Origin of the sequence: Streptomyces sp. NPDC014801 (assembly GCF_043082085.1) — a bacterium.
In the GTDB taxonomy this organism is placed as follows: Bacteria; Actinomycetota; Actinomycetes; order Streptomycetales; family Streptomycetaceae; genus Streptomyces.
Genome location: NZ_JBIBXG010000006.1, coordinates 436,327 through 460,131, shown reverse-complemented (window position 1 = coordinate 460,131; position 23,805 = coordinate 436,327). Strand labels below are relative to the sequence as shown.

At 71.5% G+C, this 23,805-nt stretch carries 20 protein-coding genes; 14 read left to right on the top strand and 6 right to left on the bottom strand.

Features of this window, described 5'->3' with window-relative positions; translation table 11 throughout:
* Positions 1-96: 96 nt before the first annotated feature.
* The 5 genes from ACF1AL_RS17145 (at position 97) to ACF1AL_RS17125 (ending at position 7,284) form a co-directional block, all read left to right on the top strand.
* Positions 97-855 (top strand): NUDIX hydrolase, encoded by a 759-nt coding sequence (locus ACF1AL_RS17145; protein WP_366836545.1) that lies wholly within the window; start codon positions 97-99, stop codon positions 853-855.
* 129 nt (positions 856-984) lie between these two features.
* Positions 985-3,048, top strand: coding sequence for an ATP-binding cassette domain-containing protein (locus tag ACF1AL_RS17140; protein WP_391826357.1), 2,064 nt, complete (start codon positions 985-987; stop codon positions 3,046-3,048).
* 164 nt (positions 3,049-3,212) lie between these two features.
* Positions 3,213-4,097, top strand: coding sequence for a FadR/GntR family transcriptional regulator (locus ACF1AL_RS17135; protein WP_391700882.1), 885 nt, complete (start codon positions 3,213-3,215; stop codon positions 4,095-4,097).
* 649 nt (positions 4,098-4,746) lie between these two features.
* Positions 4,747-6,294 carry an RNA polymerase sigma factor gene (locus tag ACF1AL_RS17130; protein ID WP_366836548.1) on the top strand — a complete coding sequence of 516 codons (1,548 nt, stop codon included), beginning with the start codon at positions 4,747-4,749 and terminating at the stop codon, positions 6,292-6,294.
* 132 nt (positions 6,295-6,426) lie between these two features.
* Positions 6,427-7,284 carry a S1 family peptidase gene (locus ACF1AL_RS17125; protein ID WP_391821384.1) on the top strand — a complete coding sequence of 286 codons (858 nt, stop codon included), beginning with the start codon at positions 6,427-6,429 and terminating at the stop codon, positions 7,282-7,284.
* Between the two features lie 173 nt (positions 7,285-7,457).
* Here the strand turns inward: ACF1AL_RS17125 and ACF1AL_RS17120 are convergent, their stop codons facing one another.
* Positions 7,458-7,688 carry a hypothetical protein gene (locus ACF1AL_RS17120; RefSeq protein ID WP_366836550.1) on the bottom strand — a complete coding sequence of 77 codons (231 nt, stop codon included), beginning with the start codon at positions 7,686-7,688 and terminating at the stop codon, positions 7,458-7,460.
* Between the two features lie 445 nt (positions 7,689-8,133).
* On the opposite strand from ACF1AL_RS17120, the gene ACF1AL_RS17115 reads away from it, so the two are divergent.
* The 6 genes from ACF1AL_RS17115 (at position 8,134) to ACF1AL_RS17090 (ending at position 15,068) form a co-directional block, all read left to right on the top strand.
* On the top strand, positions 8,134-10,257 hold the full coding sequence (locus tag ACF1AL_RS17115) for a DNA topoisomerase IV subunit B (RefSeq protein ID WP_366836551.1): 2,124 nt from the start codon (positions 8,134-8,136) through the stop codon (positions 10,255-10,257).
* A 252-nt stretch (positions 10,258-10,509) separates the two neighbouring features.
* Positions 10,510-11,034: a DUF1453 domain-containing protein gene (locus ACF1AL_RS17110; protein ID WP_391821383.1), complete on the top strand. Its 525-nt coding sequence runs from the start codon at positions 10,510-10,512 to the stop codon at positions 11,032-11,034.
* Positions 11,031-12,182 carry a histidine kinase gene (locus ACF1AL_RS17105; RefSeq protein WP_366836553.1) on the top strand — a complete coding sequence of 384 codons (1,152 nt, stop codon included), beginning with the start codon at positions 11,031-11,033 and terminating at the stop codon, positions 12,180-12,182. Before ACF1AL_RS17110 ends, ACF1AL_RS17105 begins: the two co-directional genes overlap by 4 nt.
* Entirely contained in the window at positions 12,179-12,865 is a 687-nt protein-coding gene (locus ACF1AL_RS17100; RefSeq protein ID WP_391821382.1) for a response regulator, read from the top strand. The genes ACF1AL_RS17105 and ACF1AL_RS17100 overlap by 4 nt, the downstream gene beginning before the upstream one ends.
* Positions 12,866-12,933: 68 nt before the next feature.
* A complete protein-coding gene (locus tag ACF1AL_RS17095) occupies positions 12,934-13,479 on the top strand; it encodes a DUF485 domain-containing protein (protein ID WP_366836555.1) in 546 nt (181 codons plus the stop codon).
* On the top strand, positions 13,476-15,068 hold the full coding sequence (locus ACF1AL_RS17090; protein WP_391821381.1) for a cation acetate symporter: 1,593 nt from the start codon (positions 13,476-13,478) through the stop codon (positions 15,066-15,068). The genes ACF1AL_RS17095 and ACF1AL_RS17090 overlap by 4 nt, the downstream gene beginning before the upstream one ends.
* Before the next feature lie 56 nt (positions 15,069-15,124).
* Here the strand turns inward: ACF1AL_RS17090 and ACF1AL_RS17085 are convergent, their stop codons facing one another.
* Positions 15,125-15,817, bottom strand: coding sequence for a response regulator (locus tag ACF1AL_RS17085; protein WP_366836557.1), 693 nt, complete (start codon positions 15,815-15,817; stop codon positions 15,125-15,127).
* A 161-nt stretch (positions 15,818-15,978) separates the two neighbouring features.
* Between ACF1AL_RS17085 and ACF1AL_RS17080 the strand changes: the two genes are divergently transcribed.
* From ACF1AL_RS17080 to ACF1AL_RS17070, 3 genes are read left to right on the top strand one after another with little or no spacing between them, the layout of a single operon-like run.
* Positions 15,979-16,794 (top strand): ABC transporter ATP-binding protein, encoded by an 816-nt coding sequence (locus ACF1AL_RS17080; RefSeq protein ID WP_366836558.1) that lies wholly within the window; start codon positions 15,979-15,981, stop codon positions 16,792-16,794.
* Positions 16,784-17,647, top strand: a complete 864-nt coding sequence (locus tag ACF1AL_RS17075) for an ABC transporter permease (protein WP_391700862.1) — start codon at positions 16,784-16,786, stop codon at positions 17,645-17,647. Before ACF1AL_RS17080 ends, ACF1AL_RS17075 begins: the two co-directional genes overlap by 11 nt.
* A gap of 59 nt (positions 17,648-17,706) precedes the next feature.
* Positions 17,707-18,777: an ABC transporter substrate-binding protein gene (locus ACF1AL_RS17070; RefSeq protein WP_366836560.1), complete on the top strand. Its 1,071-nt coding sequence runs from the start codon at positions 17,707-17,709 to the stop codon at positions 18,775-18,777.
* 110 nt (positions 18,778-18,887) lie between these two features.
* On the opposite strand, the gene ACF1AL_RS17065 is transcribed toward ACF1AL_RS17070, so the two are convergent.
* From ACF1AL_RS17065 to ACF1AL_RS17050, 4 genes are all read right to left on the bottom strand, one after another.
* On the bottom strand, positions 18,888-19,568 hold the full coding sequence (locus ACF1AL_RS17065) for a response regulator (RefSeq protein ID WP_391821380.1): 681 nt from the start codon (positions 19,566-19,568) through the stop codon (positions 18,888-18,890).
* Entirely contained in the window at positions 19,565-21,247 is a 1,683-nt protein-coding gene (locus ACF1AL_RS17060) for an ATP-binding protein (RefSeq protein WP_391821379.1), read from the bottom strand. The genes ACF1AL_RS17065 and ACF1AL_RS17060 overlap by 4 nt, the downstream gene beginning before the upstream one ends.
* 138 nt (positions 21,248-21,385) lie before the next feature.
* Positions 21,386-22,321 (bottom strand): sucrase ferredoxin, encoded by a 936-nt coding sequence (locus tag ACF1AL_RS17055; RefSeq protein ID WP_391821378.1) that lies wholly within the window; start codon positions 22,319-22,321, stop codon positions 21,386-21,388.
* 181 nt (positions 22,322-22,502) lie between these two features.
* Positions 22,503-23,780 (bottom strand): citrate/2-methylcitrate synthase, encoded by a 1,278-nt coding sequence (locus tag ACF1AL_RS17050; RefSeq protein ID WP_391660381.1) that lies wholly within the window; start codon positions 23,778-23,780, stop codon positions 22,503-22,505.
* Between the last annotated feature and the right edge of the window lie 25 nt (positions 23,781-23,805).

Below are 23,805 nucleotides of genomic sequence, written 5' to 3'. Positions count from 1 at the left end.
CGCACGGTGCACCGCACGGCTCAGCGAAGTGGATCAGCCAGGGAAGCGGCCGACGGAGGGCGTGTTTATCGTCAGGCAGACGACTATGATCGCGGCATGCCCTACGACCCGTCAGCCTTTCCGCCCTTCGCTGTCACCGTGGACCTGGTCGTGCTGACCGTGCGCCGCCATTCGCTGTGCGCGCTGGCGGTACGCAGGGGCGAGGCGCCGTTCCAGGGACGCTGGGCGCTCCCCGGCGGTTTCGTACGGGCCGACGAGGACCTGTCGCAGGCCGCCGCACGGGAACTGGCCGAGGAGACGGGCCTGCGCGTCCACGACCCCTCGGTCCCGGCCCAGGACAACGGTGCCCACCTCGAACAGCTCGCCACCTACGGCGACCCCAAGCGCGACCCGCGGATGCGCGTCGTCAGCGTCGCGCACCTCGCGCTCGCGCCCGACCTGCCGGCGCCCCGGGCGGGCGGCGACGCCAGCAACGCGCGCTGGGCCCCGGTGGAGGAACTGCTGCAGCAGGGCGGATACGGCCGGGACGGCGAGACGGTGGCCCCCCTCGCCTTCGACCACGCCCAGATCCTCGCGGACGGCGTCGAACGGGCCCGCTCGAAGATCGAGTACTCGTCCCTGGCCACGGCGTTCTGCCCGCCCGAGTTCACCGTCGGCGAGCTGCGCCGGGTCTACGAGGCGGTATGGGGCGTGGCGCTGGACCCGCGCAACTTCCACCGCAAGGTGACGGGCACCCCCGGCTTCCTCGTGCCCACCGGCGGTACCACCACCCGGCAGGGCGGCCGTCCGGCCCAGCTCTTCCGTGCCGGCGGTGCCACGCTGCTCAACCCGCCGATGCTGCGCCCCGAGGTCTGACCGGCCCCGCCCGACCCCCCGGGTGGATCCCTCCACGGCCATTCGGCGGGCGCCGAGTGGTGGTGAGAGCTGTCCGAACTCGCCCCATGATGCCCGAAAAATCCGAAATGGCGCGCTATCTTGCTGCGGGTGATCCAGGCCTTCGGACTGACCAGCAATCCGCGCAAGGACCTTCCTCCCGCCGTCGACGACGTGTCCTTCGAAGCCCACGCGGGCCGCGTCACCACGCTGCTGGGGACAGCCGGCGCGGGCAAGACCACGGTGCTGAGACTGATGCTCGAGCTCCAACAGGGCCGCGGCATCACCTACTTCAGGGGTCGGCCCCTGCACCGCATCGCCCATCCCTCCCGCGAGGTCGGCGTGCTGCTGGGCGACGTACCCGGGCACCCCTCCCGCACGGTCCGCGGCCACCTGCGCATGCTGTGCGCCGCGGCGGGCGTGCCGGTGCGCCGGGCCGACGAAGTCCTCGAAGCCGTCGGCATCGTCAGCCTGCGGGACGAACGCCTCGGCACCCTCTCCCGCGGCATGGACCGCCGCCTCGGCCTGGCCTGCCTTCTGCTCGCCGACCCGCACACCCTCATTCTCGACGACCCCACCGACGGACTCTCCGCACGGGAGAGCCGCTGGCTGCACGGCATGCTCCGGGCGCACACCGCCCAGGGCGGCACGGTCCTGCTCACCACCACCGACCCCAAGGAAGCCGCACGCACCGCCGACCGGGTCGTCACCCTGGAACAGGGCAAGGTCGTGGCCGACCAGGACGCCTCGGTGTTCGCCCGCACCCGGCTGCGGCCCCGTGTGGCCGTCCGCAGTCCCCACGCCCCGCGCTTCGCGGCCCTGCTCGCCAAAGAGGCCCGCACCACCCGGCGCTCGGTCGAGGTCGTCCCCGAGGCGGGCAACCGGCTCTCCGTGTACGGCAGCACCTGCGCCGAGGTCGGGGAGATCGCCTTCCGGCACGGCATCCTCGTCCACCAACTCGCCGACGAGATCGGCGACATGGGGCCGGGCGCGGGGGAGAAGCCCTGGGATGAGGTCGGCGAGGCGATTCTGGGTGAAGTTCCTTCGCAGGCGTCTCACGAACCCCAGCAGTTGACCGAAGCACCCCGGGCCGCATATGTCACGGCAGTGACAGTCATGGACGAGCGAGAGCTGGCCCCGGTCACCGAAACGCAGCCCCACCCCGCCGGCCAGCCCGAGAGCCACGACGAGTCCGATGTGCCGGACGGGCCGAGCCCGCACGACGGTCACGACGACCGCAGCGGCCACGACGGACGCGACGGGCGAGACGCTCCCGACGATCGGAACGGCGATGGCGGACCCGACGCCGGCGACGAAGGGGAAAACGGGAACCGTGACCGCCACGGTGACCCGGGGGTTCGGGCCCCCCTCCCCTCCCTCCCGCCCCCCATCTCCGTCCGCCCCGCCCCCAGCCCCCTGCGTCCGCTGCGCTACGAGCTGAGGCGCGCCGCGGGGATCAGTACAGGTTTCGTCACCTGCGCCGTCGTACTGATCACCTCCGCTCTCACCGCCGTACTGCTGGCTCGCCTCGGGCACACTCCGCAGCAGCGATTGCTCGCCGCGTGGCCGCGGGAGCTGCCGTTGCCGCCGGCGGCGCTCGGTGCCGGGTTGCTGGGCGCGCTCGCCTTCGGCGACGAGTTCCGCCACCCCGCTCTGGCGGCGGACCGCGGCACCGTGCCCCGCCGGCTGGGGCTGCTCACGGCCAAGCTCCTCGTCTCTGCGGCCACGGCGCTGATGCTGGCCTTCCTCACGGTGGGCTGCGATGCCGAGGTGCTGTACCTGTTCTACGGACGGGAGCTGACCAAAGTTCCCGGGGACTGGCTTGTGCTGACGGCTAGTTGGACCGGGCTCGTCGTGGGGTGTGCGTGGGCGGGGGTGCTGGCCGCCGGTGTGTTCCGGTCCACGACGGCCGGGCTGGCGGCCGTGGTCGCCGTTCCGGTCGTGGTCGTACCGCTCGTACACCAGGCCGTCGCGGGCGCGTCAGTGCGAGCGGTGGCCGGGCTGTCCGCGCGGCTGCGCGAGGTGTTCCTGATGCAGTGGCCCTTCGGCGGAGAGCGCTATTTGCTCGCGGCCGTGCGCATGATCGTCCAACCTGTCGGAGGCGCGCTGACGTTGTCCCTCACGGCTCTGCTCTGCGCATATCTGCTCACCAACCTGCGCAGCCGGGTGCGATGACGACCATGTGTGCGCGTCCGTGCGCGGGGTGTGCGCAACTCCCTCGGGGGAAGCCCATTTCTTTCCGATAAGGCGTCAATTGCGACGCGGTGAGCGATCACCCTTTCGTGTGCTTTTCACCAAAGCCCTCAAGGGAGTTGGGGACAGCGCCGAGAAAGGAATCCGTGAGTACCCTTGCGCACACCATGATGACCGCCGCCCGCTCCGCAGACTCCGGCCTGGCCGGCCCGGGCGAACTCGACCGCTACCCCTACGCCGAGGCGCCCGCCGACCGCGTCGGCGTACCCGCGTGGGAAGGAGCGGACCCCGAGCTGGGCCGGGTGGGCCGGCGGGCCGCGGGCAGCCGCGGACGCGGGCTGCACGGCCAACTCGTCCAGCAGCTGGGACAGATGATCGTCTCTGGTGACCTGGGTGCCGACCGCCCGCTGGTGCCCGAGGAGATCGGCCAGCGCTTCGAAGTGTCCCGCACCGTCGTCCGCGAGTCGCTCCGCGTCCTGGAGGCCAAGGGACTGGTCAGCGCCCGCCCGAACGTCGGCACGCGCGTGCGTCCCGTCAGCGACTGGAATCTGCTCGACCCGGACATCATCGAGTGGCGTGCCTTCGGGCCGCAGCGCGACGACCAGCGGCGGGAGCTGAGCGAGCTGCGCTGGACGATCGAGCCGCTGGCCGCGCGCCTGGCGGCCGGGCACGGGCGCGAGGACGTCCAGCAGCGCCTGGCCGACATGGTGGAGATCATGGGGCACGCGCTGGCGCAGGGGGACGCGCTGACGTTCTCACGCGCGGATGCCGAGTTCCACAGTCTGCTCATCCAGATCGCCGGCAACCGCATGCTCGAACACCTCTCCGGGATCGTCTCCGCGGCGCTGCAGGTGTCCGGCGGCCCGGTCACCGGCTGCGACCGGCCGAACGAGGCGTCTCTGGCGCTGCACGGCAGGATCGTGGACGCCCTCGCCGCGGCGGACGGCGGGGCGGCCGAGACGGCCATGCGGCAACTGCTCACCGTCCACCCCGAGGTGGAGCGCGTGGTGCCCGCACCGCGCGAGCACTGACCCGGCCCGCGGACGGCCCGGCCGGGGGGCGCCGCCCCCCTCCTGTGGCATCCCCCGGCCGGTAGCCCCCTCGGGACCCGGGACCCCAGGGATATCCCCGGGACCGCGGGTCCGGCGGTGCGAGGCGCCTCTGCGGCCATCAGAGGCGGCCCTCGACTGGGGTCGGCCGCGCACTCTCCACGTCCGTGTCGACTCCGTGTCGCGGCAGCCATGCCCGCCGTGTCCCGATGTGCCGGGCATCCGTCCCGGCTTCGCGCCGGGGCGCCAGCCCGGCTTCGCGAGGATCCGCCCCGCCACTTCGGCCCCGACTTCGGCCCCGGCTTCGCGTCGAGGGAAGGGCCGGGAACTGCTCCGTACGGGGATTCGGCGCCCCGTCCACGGGTACAGGTGACCGTGTGTGCCCGTGTCTGACCGCTTTTGAGCGCTTACGGGGTGTGACTCGGGCCACGAAGATTGGGCGTAACGCTCGTGGAAACAACGCGATGACCTAAGAGGTGACAGCCGCGGAGGGAATACGGACGCCGTTCATGGCGCTGTGCATCTTCCCGGCGCCCGCCCGCGCCGTCGGCCCATCCCCAAGCCGGTGGTCGGTTCCTGTCCTCAGTGGACGGGGCCGGAAGCCGTTTTCCAACGTTCCGAGAGGTTGTTCGTGTCGGCCAGCACATCCCGTACGCTCCCGCCGGAGATTGCCGAGTCCGTCTCTGTCATGGCGCTCATCGAGCGGGGAAAGGCTGAGGGGCAGATCGCCGGCGACGATGTGCGTCGGGCCTTCGAAGCTGACCAGATCCCGGCCACTCAGTGGAAGAACGTACTGCGCAGCCTCAACCAGATCCTCGAGGAAGAGGGTGTGACGCTGATGGTCAGTGCCGCAGAACCCAAGCGCACCCGAAAGAGCGTCGCAGCGAAGAGTCCGGCCAAGCGCACCGCCAGCAGGACGGTCGCGGCGAAGACGGTGACCACCCGCAAGGCCACCGCCACGACCGCGGCTGCCCCGGCGGCGCCGGCCGATCCCGCGGCCGACCCTGCCGAGGAGTCCGCGCCCGCCAAGAAGGCGGCGGCCAAGAAGGCCGCCCCCGCGAAGAAGGCGGCGGCCAAGAAGGCCGCGCCCGCCAAGAAGACGGCGGCGAAGAAGACGGCCGCCAAGAAGGACGACGTCGAGCTCCTCGAAGAGGAAGTCCTCGAGGAGACCAAGGTCGGCGACGAGCCCGAGGGTGCCGAGAGCGCCGGGTTCGTACTGTCCGACGAGGACGAGGACGACGCGCCCGCGCAGCAGGTCGCCGCGGCCGGCGCCACCGCCGACCCGGTCAAGGACTACCTCAAGCAGATCGGCAAGGTCCCCCTGCTCAACGCCGAGCAGGAGGTCGAGCTGGCCAAGCGCATCGAGGCGGGTCTGTTCGCCGAGGACAAGCTGGCCAACTCGGACAAGCTCGCCCCGAAGCTCAAGCGCGAGCTGGAGATCATCGCCGAGGACGGCCGCCGCGCCAAGAACCACCTGCTGGAGGCCAACCTCCGTCTGGTGGTCTCCCTGGCCAAGCGCTACACCGGCCGCGGCATGCTCTTCCTGGACCTGATCCAGGAGGGCAACCTCGGTCTGATCCGCGCGGTCGAGAAGTTCGACTACACCAAGGGCTACAAGTTCTCCACGTACGCCACCTGGTGGATCCGTCAGGCGATCACCCGCGCCATGGCCGACCAGGCCCGCACCATCCGTATCCCGGTGCACATGGTCGAGGTCATCAACAAGCTCGCCCGTGTGCAGCGCCAGATGCTCCAGGACCTGGGCCGCGAGCCCACCCCGGAGGAGCTGGCCAAGGAACTCGACATGACCCCGGAGAAGGTCATCGAGGTCCAGAAGTACGGCCGCGAGCCCATCTCGCTGCACACCCCGCTGGGCGAGGACGGCGACAGCGAGTTCGGTGACCTCATCGAGGACTCCGAGGCCGTCGTCCCCGCCGACGCCGTCAGCTTCACGCTGCTGCAGGAGCAGCTGCACTCCGTGCTGGACACCCTGTCCGAGCGCGAGGCGGGCGTCGTCTCCATGCGGTTCGGTCTCACCGACGGTCAGCCGAAGACCCTCGACGAGATCGGCAAGGTGTACGGCGTGACGCGTGAGCGCATCCGCCAGATCGAGTCGAAGACCATGTCGAAGCTGCGCCACCCGTCCCGTTCCCAGGTGCTGCGCGACTACCTCGACTAGGTCGCGGTCGTACGACGCCGAAGGCCCGGCTCCCCTGCGGGAGCCGGGCCTTTCGCATGGCCAGCGGGTGCGGGCCGCCCGGGGCTGGATCACTCTGGGTGTTCCATGACGACCTCGGAGTGAGGAGCATGCATGCGTCGTTCCATTGCCCGCGCCTTGATCCGGCCGCTGGTACTGGCGGCCGCGGCAGGGGCCATACCGCTGACAGCCGCCGCCCCCGCGTCCGCCGACAGTGTGGTGGTCGGGGGCTTTCCCGTGGACATCGCCCAGAGCCCCTGGACGGTGGCGCTGTCGAGCCGTGACCGGTTCGGGGGTACGCGAGCCGGACAGTTCTGCGGAGGGGTGGCGATCGGCCGCTCCACGGTCCTCACGGCCGCCCACTGCCTCGGCGAGGACGTCCTCGGCGGGCCCCCGGGCAGCCTGCGGGACTTCAAGGTCATCGCCGGGCGTACGAATCTGCTGTCGGACCAGGGCAAGGAGATCCCGGTCCGCGGCACCTGGGTGAACCCGGACTACGACGCGGGCAGCAACGCCGGCGACTTCGCCGTCCTCACGCTGTCGCAGCCGCTCCCCGGCGGATCCGCCCTTCCCATGGCCGCCGACGGCGATCCGGGGTACACGCCCGGGACGCGCGCGATGGTCTACGGGTGGGGTGACCTCACCGGGGCCGGGGACTACGCCGCCAGCCTGCGGGCCGCGCCCGTGCACGTCCTGTCGGACGCGCTCTGTGAGCGCGCCTATCCGGGCGGCGGCGATGGCACCTACGTCGCCGAGAGCATGGTCTGCGCGGGGGAGCAGTCAGGGGGCAGGGACGCCTGCCAGGGCGACAGCGGGGGGCCGCTGGTCGCCGGGGGCCGGCTGATCGGCCTGGTGTCGTGGGGGAGCGGCTGTGGACGCTCCGGGAGCCCGGGCGTCTACACGCGCGTGTCCGAGGTCGTACGGACGCTCAGCGCCGCTGCGACGCCCGCAGAGGTGCCGCACAGCTCCTGACGGAGCGCCCGGGCCGGGACCGAGCCACCGAGGGTGCCGCAGGTCTGCGCCCGTCCGGGGCATCGCGTCCGGACCCTGCCGTACCACTGTGACGAGGACGGGCGGTCGCCCCTTGTGGGGACGACCGCCCGTACGCCGGCCTGTGCCGGAGCTGGCTCGTCGTGGGTCGAAGGTCAGCGCTCTTCGTTGGAGGCGGTGTTCGGAACGGAGGTCAGCCGCTCCGTCTCGTCCTGTATCTCAGCGGCGATCTTCTTGAGTTCCGGCTCGAACTTGCGACCGTGGTGGGCGCAGAAGAGCAGTTCTCCGCCGCTCAGCAGGACGACGCGCAGGTAGGCCTGGGCGCCGCAGCGGTCGCACCGGTCTGCGGCCGTCAGCGGGCTTGCGGAAGTCAGAACAGTAGTCACGTCGCCTCTTCTCTAGCTCGACGAGCTGTCGTACCAGGGTCAACATCCAACCAGCCCCAAAACGTTCCCGCTCGCGGCTTTTCCTCGAAAAAATCTTTCCGAGGCGGCTGTCTGCTGCCGGGTTGGCGGCGAATGTGCCGTATTGCGTGTCTGTCGTGTCCTACGGTTTCGCTCTGTCGGTCATGGTTTCGCCCTCCCGGCGGGAGTGCCGGTTTGTTCAAGAGGACGTGCCCGGAGCCTAAATGGTTCATGCCTCCAAGGGAACGTGATGTGCACTTCACCCCAACGAGGGATCGAACAGGCATGCGACTCTGCACTAGTCTGAACAGAGCACGAGGGTGGCGTTACAACGGCTCTACCAGGCCTCGGTACCCTCTGAGCGGTGACTGAAGCCGGAGCCTTACCCACCAGGGCCCCATCTGAAATTCAGCGAGGAGCGAACCGCGTGACCGCCGAGACGTCCGTGTCGTCCACAGCGCTGCTGGCAGGAGCAGAGCGGGACGGTTCCAACTACACCGCGCGGCACCTGCTCGTCCTCGAGGGGCTCGAAGCCGTGCGCAAGCGTCCGGGCATGTACATCGGGTCCACCGACAGCCGTGGCCTGATGCACTGCCTCTGGGAGATCATCGACAACTCCGTGGACGAGGCCCTCGGCGGCTACTGCGATCACATCGAGGTGATCCTGCACGACGACGGCTCGGTCGAGGTCCGCGACAACGGCCGCGGCATCCCCGTCGACGTCGAGCCGAAGACCGGCCTGTCCGGCGTCGAGGTCGTCATGACCAAGCTGCACGCGGGCGGCAAGTTCGGCGGTGGCTCGTACGCGGCCTCCGGCGGTCTGCACGGCGTCGGCGCCTCCGTGGTGAACGCCCTGTCCGCGCGGCTGGACGTCGAGGTGGACCGCGCGGGGCACACCCACGCGATCAGCTTCCGCCGAGGTGTCCCCGGTGCCTTCGCGGGCGATGGCGCGGACGCGAAGTTCGAGGCCAAGGGGGGTATGCGCAAGACCAAGAAGATCCCCAAGACCCGCACCGGCACGCGCGTGCGCTACTGGGCCGACCGCCAGATCTTCCTCAAGGACGCCAAGCTCTCCCTGGACACGCTGCACCAGCGCGCCCGCCAGACCGCCTTCCTGGTGCCCGGCCTGACCATCGTCGTCCGCGACGAGTACGGCCTGGGCGAGGGCGGCAGCAAGGGCGAGGAGTCGTTCCGCTTCGACGGCGGCATCAGCGAGTTCTGCGAGTACCTCGCGAGCGACAAGCCGATCTGCGACGTGCTCCGCCTCACCGGCCAGGGCACCTTCAAGGAGACCGTGCCGGTCCTGGACGAGCACGGCCAGATGACGCCCACCGAGGTCACCCGCGAGCTCGGCGTGGACGTGGCGCTGCGCTGGGGCACCGGCTACGACACGACGCTCCGGTCCTTCGTCAACATCATCGCCACCCCCAAGGGCGGCACCCACGTCGCCGGCTTCGAGCAGGCCGTCACCAAGACGATGAACGAGGTGCTGCGCGCCAAGAAGCTGCTGCGCGTCGCCGAGGACGACATCGTCAAGGACGACGCCCTGGAGGGCCTCACCGCCGTCGTGACCGTCCGGCTGGCCGAGCCGCAGTTCGAGGGCCAGACCAAGGAGGTCCTCGGCACCTCGGCGGCCCGGCGCATCGTGAACAACGTGATCACCAAGGAACTGAAGGCGTTCCTGACGTCCACGAAGCGTGACGCCGCCGCCCAGGCCCGGGTCGTCCTGGAGAAGGCCGTCGCCGCCGCACGCACGCGTATCGCGGCGCGCCAGCACAAGGACGCCCAGCGCCGCAAGACGGCCCTGGAGTCCTCCTCGCTGCCGGCCAAGCTCGCCGACTGCCGCAGCGACGACGTCGAGCGCAGCGAGCTGTTCATCGTCGAGGGCGACTCCGCGCTCGGCACGGCCAAGCTCGCGCGGAACTCCGAGTTCCAGGCGCTGCTGCCGATCCGCGGCAAGATCCTCAACGTCCAGAAGTCCTCCGTGACCGACATGCTGAAGAACGCCGAGTGCGGCGCGATCATCCAGGTCATAGGAGCCGGATCCGGGCGGACCTTCGATCTCGACGCCGCCCGCTACGGCAAGATCATCATGATGACCGACGCCGACGTCGACGGCTCCCACATCCGCACCCTGCTGCTGACCCTGTTCCACCGCTACATGCGGCCCATGGTCGAGGCGGGCCGGGTGTTCGCCGCGGTGCCGCCGCTGCACCGCATCGAACTGGTCCAGCCCAAGAAGGGGCAGGACAAGTACGTCTACACGTACTCGGACCGCGAGCTGCGCGACAAGCTGATGGAGTTCCAGAGCAAGGGCATCCGGTACAAGGACTCCATCCAGCGCTACAAGGGTCTCGGCGAGATGGACGCCGACCAGCTGGCCGAGACGACCATGGACCCGCGTCGCCGCACCCTCCGCCGGATCAACCTCACCGATCTGGAAGCGGCTGAGCAGGTGTTCGACCTGCTCATGGGCAACGACGTGGCGCCCCGCAAGGAGTTCATCTCCAGCTCGGCGGCGACGCTGGACCGCTCCCGTATCGACGCGTGACCGCTGCGCGGGGCCGGTGCCGGTGCTGAAGCCGGTGCCGGTGCCGGCGCCGCCGGCGGCCGGCGGGCTTTCAACCGGGCCGACGTTCATGACCGTGGCGCCTTGTCTCCACCCACGGGTGGAGACAAGGCGCCACGTGATTCCACCCGGCTTTCCACCCTCGCTCCGATCCCTCCCACCTGGCCTTTTCCGTAGCTTCGTAGGCGTCGGCGGCATCCGCTGCCGGTCCTCGTTCCGCTCACGGAGGCCTCCATGTCCGGGCTCGTCAACGCGCTGGTGATCGTCGCGGTCGCCGCCCTGGTGATCGGGCGCCAGTTCAGCGCCCGCCGCGTCAGCGCCGACCGCCGCTGGTGGCTGGTGCCCGTCGTCCTCGCCGCCATGGCGCTGCGCTCACCGGGCGTGCTGGACGCCCACCACCGCGTCGGTTCCGTGCTGCTCCTGGCCGGTGAGCTGCTCATAGCCGTCGCCACCGGCGCCGGCTGGGCGTGGACCACCCGTATGTGGGTGGAGGCGGACGGCACCACCTGGAGCAAGAGCACCAAGGCCAGCGGCGCGGTCTGGGCCGCCGGTGTCGCCCTGCGCGTGGGATTCATCGCCTTCGGTCTGGCCCTGGGCATTCACCAGGGCAGCTCCGCCCTCATGCTCGGCCTCGCGTGCACACTCCTCGTCCGCTCCGGGATCCTGGTGCTGCGGGCCCGGTCCCTGACTCCCGAGATCGGCTCCGCGACGGCGTACGACGACGACAGGGCCCTGTGGGCAGAGAAGGAACGCGTGTGAAGGACAACGCCTGGACGCGCTGGCCCTCCCGGGAAGCCCTCGGCCGCGAAGGGATCTCCCGGGCCAGGCGCCTGCTCGCCTGGTCGGTCCGGCTCGTGGCGATCGGGGCGCTGCTGTGGAGCTCCTTCACCAGCGGGCGGGTCCACGGATGGGGCGTCACGGCCGCGGTGGCGATCGTGGTCGCGGCCACCGTCGCCGGCTGGGGCTTCTTCCGCACCACCCTCGGCCACCGGCTTGTGCCCTCGCTGGCCCTGGCCCTGGTGCTCGTGGCCCTGGCGGTCGGCGCGCAGGCCGCCGGGTTCAAGGTGCCGGCGCTCGTCATCTGGTGCGCATGCGGGGTCGCCGCGCTGGAGCGGCTGCCCCTCGCGGCGGCGCTGCCCGTCACCTGGGTCTCCTTCCAGGCGTACGCCACCGTCAACAACGACGCGTGGCTGACCACCGCCGTGACGACGGCCGGCCTGGCCCTCGGCGGGTACGCCCTGCGCCTGGACGCGGAGGCCCGCGGCAACGCCCAGCGGCTGCTCGCCCAGGAGCGGGCCGCGCGGGCCGCCGAGGCGGAGTCGGCGGCCCTGGCGGAGCGGGCCAGGATCGCCCGGGAGATCCACGACGTGCTCGCCCACAGCCTCTCCGCGCAGCTCGTGCACCTGGAGGCGGCCCGGCTGCTGATCGAGCGCGGCGCGGACCGCGACCAGATCCTGGAACGGGTCGTGGCGGCCAGAGGCATGGCCCGCGACGGGCTCGCCGAGACCCGGCAGGCGCTCTCCGCGCTGCGCGGCGAGCTGACCCCGGTGGAGGACTTCCTCGGCGAGCTCGTCCGGCAGACCGACGGCGCGCGGGTCACCGTCACGGGTGATCGCCGCCCGCTGCCGGCCGAGGCGTCGCAGGCCGTGCGCCGGGTCGCGCAGGAGGCCCTGACCAACGTCCGCAAGCATGCTCCCGGGGCCAAGGTCCAGATCCGGCTGGACTACGCCGAGCACGAAGTGGCCCTCCAGGTACGGGACTCGGGGGGCAAACCGGGGGAGCTCGCCGGGGCGGGCGCCGGGTACGGTCTGCTCGGGATGCGCGAGCGTGCCGAGCTGCTGGGCGGCTCGCTCGACGCCGGACCGGGTGAGGAAGGGTTCGTGGTGACGTTGAGGGTGCCGGTATGACCGAGGGGGAGGGGGCGGCCGCCGCCGCCCGGGTCGTGGTCGCGGACGATCAGACCGTCGTCCGGGAGGGCATCGTGATGCTGCTGGGGCTGCTGCCCGGCGTGGAGGTGGTCGGCGCGGCGGGGGACGGGGACGAGGCGGTGAAGCTCGTCGCGGAACTCGACCCCGACGTGGTGCTGATGGACCTGCGCATGCCCCGCTGCGACGGCGTGGAGGCCACCCGGCGGATCCGCGCGGAGCATCCCCGCACCCAGGTCGTGGTCCTGACCACCTTCGCCGACGACGACTCGCTGTTCCCGGCCCTGCGCGCGGGCGCACGCGGCTATCTGACCAAGGACGCGGGCGGGGACGAGATCGTGCGGGCCGTGCACAGCGTGCTGTCCGGTGACGCCGGGCTGTCCCCGAGCATCCAACGGCGCCTGCTGGAGCGGCTGTCGGATCCCGAGCCGCCGCCGCGGGCGCCCGCCGAGGCGCCGGACGGGCTCACCGCGCGCGAGACGGAGGTCCTGCGGCTGATCTCGGAGGGCCTGAGCAACCAGGAGATCGCCGAGAGGCTGCACGTGTCCACGGCGACGGTGAAGACACACATCAACAACCTGTTCGCCAAGACCGGGCTGAAGGACCGGGCGCAGGCGGTGCGTTACGCCTACGCGAAGGGGCTGGCACGGCCGCCGGCGGGGTGAGTCACCTGATGGGGTGAAGAGCGGAGGAAGAAGAGTCAGGGATCTTCCCGTTCTGTCCATCCTTGGGCATGCAGTCACGTAACGGTCGCCCACACGGGGGCGGCCACGACGGTTCCGCGCCCGGGGAACGCTCCGCTCCCTCCGCCGTCGGTGCGCCCGAGGGCACCCGGTACGACGACCCCTGGTACGACGCGCTCGCCTCCGGGTGGGGCGAGTCGGTCGCCGGTTCCCCGGCGGCGGCCGCCGTTCCGGCCGCGCGCCGGGAGCGGGAGCAGGTGGCGGCAGCCGACGTCTACCTCGAAGTGCAGCGCAGCGCGGCCTTCCAGGAGGTCCGCAGCCGGTACCGGCGGTTCGTGGTGCCGGCGGTCGCCGGATTCCTCGTCTGGTACGTCGGGTACGTCGTGGCGGCGACGACCGCTCCGGGCCTCATGGCCCACCGGGTGGTCGGCGCGGTGAACGTGGCGATGGTCGCCGGGCTCGGGCAGTTCCTCAGCACGTTCCTGCTCACCTGGGCGTACGCACGGCACGCGCGGCTGCGCCGGGACCGGGCGGCGCTCGAACTGCGCTGGGACACCCAGGAGATGACCCGGGGCGTACGGGGCGGTGCCGTATGACGGGAAACCACCAGACGCTGGCGCTGGCCCTGTTCAGCATGTTCGTCGCGGTCACCCTGGCGATCACGACCTGGGTGAGCCGCCATCGGCGCGGCTCGGCCGAGGAGTTCTATGCCGGCGGGCGGCTCTTCTCCCCGATGGAAAATGGTTTTGCCATCGCCGGTGACTACATGTCGGCCGCTTCCTTCCTCGGCATCTCCGGACTCATCGCGCTGTACGGCTACGACGGGCTGCTGTATTCGGTCGGCTTCCTCGTGGCGTGGCTGGTGGTGCTGTTCCTCGTCGCCGAACTGGTGCGCAACTGCGGCCGGTTCACCCTCGCCGACGTGGTCGCGGCGAGGATGCGGGAGCGGCCGGTGAGGATCGCGGCGGGCACGTCCTCGGTCACCGTGTCCGTTCTGTACCTGGTGGCGCAGATGGTGGGTGCGGGCAGCCTGGTCGCCGTGCTGCTGGGGCGCACGAGCGGCGCGGCGCAGTCCTGGACCGTCATCGGCGTCGGGGCGCTGATGGTGATCTACGTGTCGCTGGGAGGGATGCGGGCCACCACCTGGATCCAGATCGTCAAGGCGGTGCTGCTGCTCGGCGGCACCATCGCGCTGACCGTGCTCGTCCTGGTCCGCTTCCACGGCGACTTCGACCGGCTGCTGCTGACCGCCGCCGACCGCAGCGGTCACGGGGAGGCGTTCCTGGCGCCGGGGCTGCGCTACGGCGCGGACTGGACCGCCCGGTTCGACTTCATCAGCCTGGGACTGGCGCTGGTCCTGGGCACGGCCGGGCTGCCGCACATCCTGTCCCGCTTCTACACCGTGCCCACGGCCCGGGCCGCCCGGCGCTCGGTGATCTGGTCGATCGGCCTGATCGGCGGCTTCTACCTGATGACGATCGTCCTCGGGTTCGGCGCCGCGGCGATCGTCGGCCCGCAGGCGGTACGGCAGTCCAACGCGGCCGGGAACACCGCGGTGCCGCTCCTGGCGCTCGACCTGGGCGGCGGACCCGACTCCACCGGCGGCACCGTGCTGTTCGCGGTCGTCGCCGCCGTCGCCTTCGCGACGATCCTCGCCGTCGTCGCCGGCATCACGCTGGCCTCCTCCGCCTCCGTCGCCCACGACCTGTACGCCTCACTGCGACGCCGCGGAAGCGCGCCCCGCAGCGAGGTCGCCGTCGCGCGGACCGCCGCCGTCGGCATCGGCGTGGTCGCGATCGCCCTCGGACTGCTCGCCCGCGACCTCAACGTGGCCTTCCTGGTGGGTCTCGCCTTCGCCGTGGCCGCGTCGGCGAACCTGCCGGTGCTGCTCTACTCGCTGTTCTGGCGCCGCTTCACCACGCGCGGCGCGGTATGGGCCGTCTACGGCGGGCTCGTCCCGTCCCTGCTGCTCGTCGCCCTGTCCCCGGTGGTCTCCGGCAGCCCTGACTCGCTTTTCCCGGGCGTCGACTTCCAGTTCTTCCCGCTGGAGAACCCCGGCCTGGTCTCGATCCCGCTGGGTTTCCTCGCGGGCTGGCTCGGCACGGTCACCTCCTCCGAGGCACCCGACGAGGCCAAGCACGCGGAGACCGAGGTGCGGTCCCTGACGGGCGCGGGCGCCGTCTAGGAGCCGCTGCCCGGGCCCCGGGGCCGTCGGGGACGTACGACGGAGTCCCGGGCGCCCTACGGCGCCACCCAGGCGTACCGGTGTTCCGGGCGGCCCGTGTCGCCGTACTTCAGGGAGAGCCGCAGGCGGCCGGCCTGTTCCAGATGGCGCAGATAGCGCTGGGCGGTGGAGCGGCTCAGGCCCGTGCGGGCGGCGACCTCGTGCGCCGACAGCGGCTGGCCGGCGCGGTGCAGCACCGAGCAGATCAGGTCCGTGGTCGGTTCCGAGTGCCCGCTCGGCAGCCCCGGTGACGAGGGTGCCGGGGCGGTCCGCAGAGCGCCGAAGATGCGGTCGACCTGCTCCTGGCCGGCGACGCCCCGGCCGCCGACCCGGTCCACGGTGCGGCGCAGGGCGGCGTAGGAGTCCAGGCGGGTGCGCAGCGCGGCGAAGGTGAACGGTTTCACCAGGTAGTGCAGCGCGCCCAGGCGCATCGCGGTCTGCACGGTCGTCACATCGCCGGCCGCCGTGATCATGATGACGTCGGTGCCGTGACCCTGCTGGCGCATGCGGTGCACGAGCTGGAGACCGGTCTGGTCGGGCAGGTAGTGGTCGAGCAGCACCAGGTCGATCCCGCCCCGCTCCACGGCGGCCAGGGCCTGCGCAGCGCTGTGTGCGCGGGCGGCCACCCGGAAGCCGGGAACCTTTCCCACGTACTTCGCGTTGATCTCGGCGACGCGGAAGTCGTCGTCCACGACCAGGACGTCAATCATCGGGCCTCTTTCCGTCAAGGCCTGACGGGTGTTTCACCCGTGTTTCGGCTCCGTTGTTGTAGCGCGAGCAAAACGAGCACAACAGGCTGTTGAAAGCAAAAGAACCGCATGTGCTCACAAGACTGCTGCTGTGGCCCGGGCCACATCTACGGTCCCGGCCCATGAGCACAGACACCAGCCCCGCCATCGAGCTGCGGGGCGCAGGCAAAACCTTCCGGACTCCGTCCGGCGGTCTGCACACGGCCGTCAGGGACCTGGACCTCGTCGTGCGGCGGGGCGAGTTCGTGGCGGTCGTCGGACCGACCGGCTGCGGTAAGTCGACCACGTTGACGCTGGTCAGCGGTCTGGAGGAGCCCAGCGAGGGCGAGGTCCTGGTCGCCGGGGAGCCGGTGCGCGGCGTCGGCGACAAGGTCGGCTTCGTCTTCCAGCAGGACGCCACCTTCCCCTGGCGCACGGTGCTGTCCAACGTCATGGCCGGCCCCCGCTTCCGCGGCGTACCGAAGGCGGAGGCCAGGGAGAAGGCGCGCGCCTGGCTGGCCCGGGTCGGTCTCGCCGCTTTCGAGGACCGCTACCCCCACCAGCTCTCCGGAGGCCAGCGCAAGCGTGTCGCGCTCGCCGCGACCTTCGTCAACGACCCCGAGATCCTCCTCATGGACGAGCCGTTCTCTGCGCTCGACGTGCAGACCAGGGCCCTGATGTCGGACGAGCTGCTGGAGCTGTGGGAGGGCACGCGCGCGTCCGTCGTGTTCGTCACCCACGACCTGGAGGAGTCCATCGCCCTGGCCGACAAGGTCGTCGTGATGACGGCCGGCCCGGCCACCGTCAAGCAGGTCTTCGACATCGACCTGCCGCGACCCCGCAAGGTCGAGGAGGTCCGCCTGGAGCCGCGGTTCCTGGAGATCTACCGCGAGATCTGGGAGTGCCTCGGCGAAGAGGTGCGCATCACCCGCGAGAGGGGTGCCGCCCATGTCGCCTGAGGTGCTCAGCACACCGGTCGTCGAGACCGCCAAGACCCCGGACCGCGCGTCCACACGCGCGCGTGCCGCCCGCAGACGCAAGGTCGTCGTCACGTCCGCCCGCGCCCTGCTGCTGGTCGCCGTGCTCGGCCTGTGGGAACTGCTCTCCCGGACCAAGGTCATCGATCCGTTCAACTTCTCGATGCCCTCGCAGATCTGGGACCAGATCTCCACGTGGGTCCTGCACGGCACGGCGCTCGGATCCCTCGGCGAGCAGATCTGGTACACGCTGTACGAGGCCCTGGTCGGGTGGATCGTCGGTGTCATCGCCGGTGTGGTCCTCGGTATCGCCCTCGGGCGGATCGCCTTCCTCGCCGATGTCCTCGGGCCCTACATCAAGGTGCTCAACTCGATCCCGAGGATCGTGCTGGCTCCGATCTTCGTCATCTGGTTCGGCCTCGGCCCCGTCTCCAAGGTGGCCTCCGCCGTCGTCCTGGTCTTCTTCCCGGTGTTCTTCAACGCCTTCCAGGGCGCCCGCGAGGTCGACCGCAACCTCGTCGCCAACGCGCGGATCCTCGGCGCGAGCGACCGCCGGGTGACCCTCCAGGTGGTCATCCCGTCGGCCACGTCCTGGATCTTCACCAGCCTCCACGTCAGCTTCGGCTTCGCCCTCATCGGCGCCATCGTTGGCGAGTACATCGGTGCCACCAAGGGCATCGGCCTGCTCGTCGCGCAGTCCCAGGGCACCTTCAACGCCGCCGGTGTGTACGCGGCGATGGTCATCCTCGCTGTGGTCGCCCTGCTCGCCGAGGGACTGCTGACCTTCGCCGAACGCCGCATCTTCCGCTGGAAGACCTCCGGCTCCGACAGCTGACGCCCCGCCCCCTTTCACCCCCGCCGTCTGCCCAGCCCTCTGTCAAGGACGTGACCCACATGCGCACGAACCCCCGCCGGACCGTCAGATACGCCTCCCTGGCCACCGCCGGCCTGCTCGCCCTGTCCACCCTCACCGCCTGCGCCAACGACGCCGCGAGCGGCTCCGCCCAGGCGGGCAGCAAGGGTGACGGCAAGGGGGAGAAGGTCAAGATCATGGTTGGTGGCCTGGACAAGGTCATCTACCTGCCGGCGATGCTCACCCAGCGCCTCGGCTACTTCGACGCCGAGGGCCTGGACGTGGAGCTGCTGAGCGAGCCGGCCGGTGTGCAGGCCGAGACCGCGCTCGTCTCCGGGCAGGTCCAGGGAGCCGTCGGCTTCTACGACCACACGCTGGACCTCCAGGTGAAGGGCAAGGCCGTCGAGTCGGTCGTGCAGTTCTCGCACGCGCCCGGCGAGGTGGAGGTCGTCTCCAACAAGGCCGCGAAGGACATCACCTCGCCCAAGGACTTCAAGGGCAAGCAGCTCGGTGTCACCGGCCTCGGCTCCTCGACGGACTTCCTCACCAAGTACCTCGCGGTCACCAACGGCGTGAAGGTCAGCGAGTTCACCCCGGTCGCCGTCGGCGCCGGACCGACCTTCATCTCCGCCCTCCAGAAGGGCTCGATCGACGGCGGCATGACCACCGACCCGACCGTCACCACGATCCTGGACAAGAACGCCGGGAAGATCCTGCTCGACATGCGCACGCCCGAGGGCTCGCAGGCGGCGCTGGGCGGACCGTACCCGTCGTCCAGTCTGTACATGCAGACGGACTGGGTGAACAGCCACAAGGCCACCGTCCAGAAGTTGGCCAATGCATTCGTCAAGACGCTCAAGTGGATGTCCACGCACAGCGCCTCCGAGATAGCCGACAAGATGCCCGCCGACTACTCCCAGGGCAACAAGGTCCTCTACGCCGCCGCCATCAAGAGCACGCTGCCGATGTTCACCAAGGACGGCGTGATGCCGGCGAACGGTCCCGAGACCGTCGAGAAGGTGCTCAAGGCGTTCAACCCCAACATCAAGAACGCCGAGGTCGACCTCGACAAGACCTACACGACCGAGTTCGTCAAGAAGGCGACCGGCTGACACGTCGGGAGGGCCGGCGACGGGCATCCGCAGCGTCGTCGAGAAGCCCGGGGGCCGTCATCCGTATCCCAGGGCGGGTACGGCCCCTTCCCACGCCCCACGGCCGTGCCTCAGGCGCGGGTCGCCCACACGTAACGGTGTTCCGGGCGGCCCGCGTCGCCGTATTTCAGCGTCAGCCGCGCCCGCCCGGTGCGTTCCAGCAGCTTCAGATAGCGCTGCGCGGTCTGCCGGCTCAGCCCCGTCCGCTCCGCGATCTCCTGGGCCGACAGCGGCCCTTCGGCGTTCATCAGCGCCTGACGGACGAGCTCCGCGGTGGTGGGGGAGTGCCCCTTGGGCAGCCCCGGCTCGGACGGCGCCGACAGGGCGCCGAAGATGCGGTCCACGTCCGCCTGCTCCGCCTCGCCGCCGCCGTCCAGGGTGCGCCGCAGCTGCGCGTACGCCTCCAGCTTGGCGCGCAGCCCCGCGAACGCGAACGGCTTGACCAGATACTGCAGCGCTCCCTGCCGCATCGCCGCCTGAACCGTGGAGACGTCCCGCGCCGCCGTCACCATGATCACGTCGGTCTCCAGGCCGCGCCGCCGCATCCGCGAGACGACCTCCAGACCCGTCTCGTCGGGCAGGTAGTGGTCCATGAGGATCAGGTCCAGGCGGGGCAGCGTCTCGATCTGCCGCAGCGCCTCGGCCGCGCTGTGCGCCTCCCCGGCGACATGGAAGCCCGGCACCTTCTCCACGTAGGCGGCGTTGACCCGGGCGACCCGCGCGTCGTCGTCCACGACCAGGACCTCGATCATCGGGCCTCCTCCTCGCCGGCCGTGGCCGGGTCCGCGGGCGCGGCCAGGGCCGGTTCCAGTTCCAGCTCGGGCGCGGCCAGCGCCTCCGGCAGGACGACCGTGAACTGCGCGCCGCCGCCCTCGGCCTCACCCACCGTCGCGCTGCCGCCCTGGCGTTCGGCGAGCCGGCGCACCAGCGACAGGCCGATGCCCCGCTTGCCGTGCGCCGGGGGCTTCTTCGTCGACCAGCCCTCCGTGAACACCAGCTCCCGCTGCTCCTCCGGGATGCCGGGCCCGGTGTCGCGCACCCGGAGCACCGCCGTACGGTCCTCGGCGCGCAGTTCGACCTCCACGCGCGCGTGCGGAGTGCCACCGACGGCGTCCAGCGCGTTGTCCACCAGGTTGCCCACGATGGTCACGAGCCCGCGCGGGTCCACCAGGCGGTCCGGCAGCCAGGTGGAGTCCGAGATCCACAGGGCGACACCGCGCTCGGCCGCCACGGTCGCCTTCCCCACCAGCAGCGCGGCCAGCAGGGGATCCTGGATCTTCTCCGTGACCTGCTCCGAGGTGACCCGGTGGTCGCCGACGACCTCCCCGACGAACTCGACGGCGTCGTCGTACATCTCCAGTTCGAGCAGGCCGAGCAGCGTGTGCATGCGGTTGGCGTGCTCGTGGTCCTGGGCGCGCAGCGCGTCGATGAGCCCGCGCGTGGAGTCCAGCTCGCGGCCCAGCTGTTCCAGCTCGGTCCGGTCGCGCAGCGTGGCGACCGCCCCGCCGTCGTCGGTGGGCATCCGGTTGGCGACCAGGACGCGGTGCCCGCGGACGGTGAGCAGGTCGGTGCCGGTGACCCGGCCGGCCAGCACGTCGGCGGTACGGCCGTCCCCGAGCGCCTCGTCGGGGGAGCGCCCCACCGCCTCCTCGCCGATGCCCAGCAGACGTTGTGCCTCGTCGTTGAGCAGCCGGATCCGGCCGGCGCGGTCCAGGGCGACCACGCCCTCGCGGATGCCGTGGAGCATGGCCTCGCGCTCGGCGAGCAGTGCGGAGATGTCGGAGAACGCCAGGTCCCGGGTCTGCCGCTGGACGCGCCGAGAGATGAGCCAGGCGGCCAGGGCGCCGACGGCGAGGGCCCCGCCGGCGTAGGCGAGCAGCCCGGGTATCGCGCTGATCAGGCGCGCCCGCACACTGTCGTAGGCGATGCCGACGGACACCGCCCCGATGATGTTGCCGTCCGCGTCGCGCAGGGGCACCTTGCCGCGTGCCGAGCGGCCGAGGGTGCCGCTGTCGATCTCCATGACCTCCTCGCCGGACAGCGCCTGACGCGGGTCGGTGGAGACGTGGCGGCCGATCTGCTCGGGGTCCGTGTGCGACCAGCGGGTGCCGTCCCGGTTCATGATCACGATGTACTCGGCGTGCGTCGCCGTGCGGATCCGTTCCGCCTCCCGCTGCACCGGGCCGGTGACGCTGGGCGCGGTGGTCTGCAGGTCCTCGGCGATCTGCGGCTGCTGCGCGGTGGTCTGCGCGATGGCGAGGGCCCGGTGCATCGCCTGGTCGTCCAGCTGATGGCTGAGCGGCGCCAGGAACAGCCCGGTCGCCAGCACCGCGACGCCCGCGGCGATCGCCACCTGCATCAGCAGTACCTGCGAGAACACCCGCCGAGGCAGCCCGAGGCGCAGACGGCGTGCGGGGGGAGTGGGGCTCATACCCCAGACGGTACGTGGCCCTGCCGGTGGAGCCGTAGGGGTGTGGCCCGGATCTCTTGACCAGTGCTTGACCTGTACCTTGATCGCCGAGGTCTCGACCCTTGATCAGCGAGCGTCCCGGGGCGCGTCAATGCGTGATCAAGACGGCGTCGCGTGCACTTCCTCGACGGCCACCACGTCCATCCGCGCGGGCGTGCCGAGGACCGCTGCCCCGCAGCTCTCCGGGCGCGGCGGCTGCGACGCGCCCTGCTCCACGGTGACCCGCCAGCGGCGGCCGTCGACGTGCGCGACGACCACCTCCCAGCCGGCGGCCGTGCCCCTCGTCTCCACGACGCGCAGCGCCTCCGCGCGGTACTCGCCCACGCTCCTGCGCACGGCCAGTTCCGCCGCCTGTCCGGGACGCTCCCAGGCCGACGCGCCCCGGCACCCCTCGACCACGACACGGCCCTCATGGGCCTGGTGCAGCACTTCCTTGACGGCATGCGCCTGCGCGCGGCCGTAGGCGTAGCCGTACGGCAGCACCAGCACGGTCGGCGAGAAGCGATGACCACCCAGATGGGTGACCTCCCAGACGCCCGCCACGCCGGACGAGATGAGCTCCGCGGCGAGGGGCCGGCCGAGCAGGGCACAGCAGCGGTCCCGCTTGCCGTTGGTGCACACCAGCGCGAGCGGGTCGCCGGTGTGCGGGCTGCCGTCCAGTGCGGTGTCGAACGTGGTGTGGTCGCCGCGGCCCAGCGCGGCGAAGTCCAGGTCGAGCAGGCGCCGGGGGTCGGTGAGGGCGGCGCCGTGCAGCCAGACGCCGCCGGGGACGGTGTGCGCGGCGTACACCTGGCGCACGGCCGGCGTGCCGAGGTCGGCGTGGCGGCCGGGGCGCCGGATCAGCGCGACGCGGACGCCGGTGCCCTCGGCGGCGGCCTCCAGGGCGCGGCCCAGCGCTCGATCCAGGTGGCTGGATACGAGCGCCTTGGCGCCCCACGGGCCGGGCTGCTCCAGCAGCAGCCAGGTCGTCGCCGTGGGCGCGGTGCCGGAAACGGGCTCGTCGAGGGCCCGCGAGACGGTCGCGCACGTACTCACACAGGTGAGCCTAACCTGAGCCGCCGTCCGATGACTTCCGGTCGCGCCGGTGTCAGGGGCTTGCGTCCGGAGCGCGGGTTACTCGGCGACCGGCTCGGCCACTGCGCGACCGGCTCGGCGACTCCGCGACCGGCTCGGCTGACTCCGGATCGGCTCGGCAACGCCGGGAGGGGCCCCGGGGCTAGTCCGCGACCGGTACGGGTGCCTCCGGGAGCGGCTGCGGTGGTTTCGGGCCCACGTACTGACCGCTCGGCCGCATCCGCAGGGGTCGTTCGGCGTACTCCTCCAGGGCGTGCGCGATCCAGCCCGCCGTACGGGCCACGGCGAAGATCGTCTCGCCGGCCGTGGGCAGCATCCCGCTGGAGGCGGTGAACACGGCGAGCGCCAGGTCGACATTGGCGTGCAGCGGCGTGTGGCGGGCGGTGGTGGCCACGATGTCGCGGGCGGCGGCCAGCGCGGGCTCGGCCCGGGGGATCTGCTCCAGCAGCGCGAACAGTGCACGCGCGCGTGGGTCCTCGCCGGAGTAGAGCCGGTGGCCCAGCCCCGGGATACGGCGGCCGGCCCGCAGCTCCTCCGCGATCACCGGGCCGGCGTTGCCCTCCTCCAGCACCTCTTGCAGCAGGCGGTGGGCGAGACCGCTGGCGGCGCCGTGCAGGGGACCCTCGATCACGCCGAGACCCGCGGAGACGGCCGCGTAGGCGTGTGCGCGGGCGGAGGCGGCGACACGCACCGCGAGCGTGGAGGCGGCGAGGTCGTGATCGACGAGCAGACCGAGGGCGGTGTCGAGGATGTGCAGCGAGGCCTCGTCGGGTTCCCGCGGGCTCAGTCGCGCCCACAGGCGCCGGGCCAGCGAGCCGCTGTCGCGGTGCGAGCGGTGCACGGGCGGCAGGGCGGCGACGAGCGTGGGGATCAGGGTGCGCGCCGTGCCGAGGACGGCCTCCTCGGAGAGGTCGAAGCGCAGGGGGTCCTCGACGGCCGCGGCGACCGCGGCGACCCTCAACCGGTCGGCGGGGCCGGTGTGTTCGGGCAGGGAGAGCACGGCGTCGCGGGCCGCCGCGACCGAGGCCTCCGGCGCGGTGAACGCGGCGCCCGGGCGCAGCCGGCCCGTCCACACCCACTCGGCGATCTCCTCGTAGGAGTGCCGGGCGGCCAGCTCGGTCGCGTCGACGCCGCGGTAGTAGTAGCGGTCCTTCTCGATCAGGGTGATGCGGGTCCGGACGGACAGCTCGGCCCCGGAGCCCGAACTCACGGCGCTCTCCCGCCGGTTGCGCCGGGCGAGTGCCTCGACCTCCGCGGCGTCGAAGGTACTGCCCCGGCCGCCGGGCGCACGGCGGCTGCTGAGCTGACCGCGGCTCACATACGCGTACACGGTCTCGGGCTTCACGCCCAGCAGTTCGGCGGCCTCTTTGGTGGTCAGCCGCCGTCCCGGGTGGCCGGGGTGAGGTTCATGGTCACGCATGGGGGTCACCGTAGCCGCCTCCCCT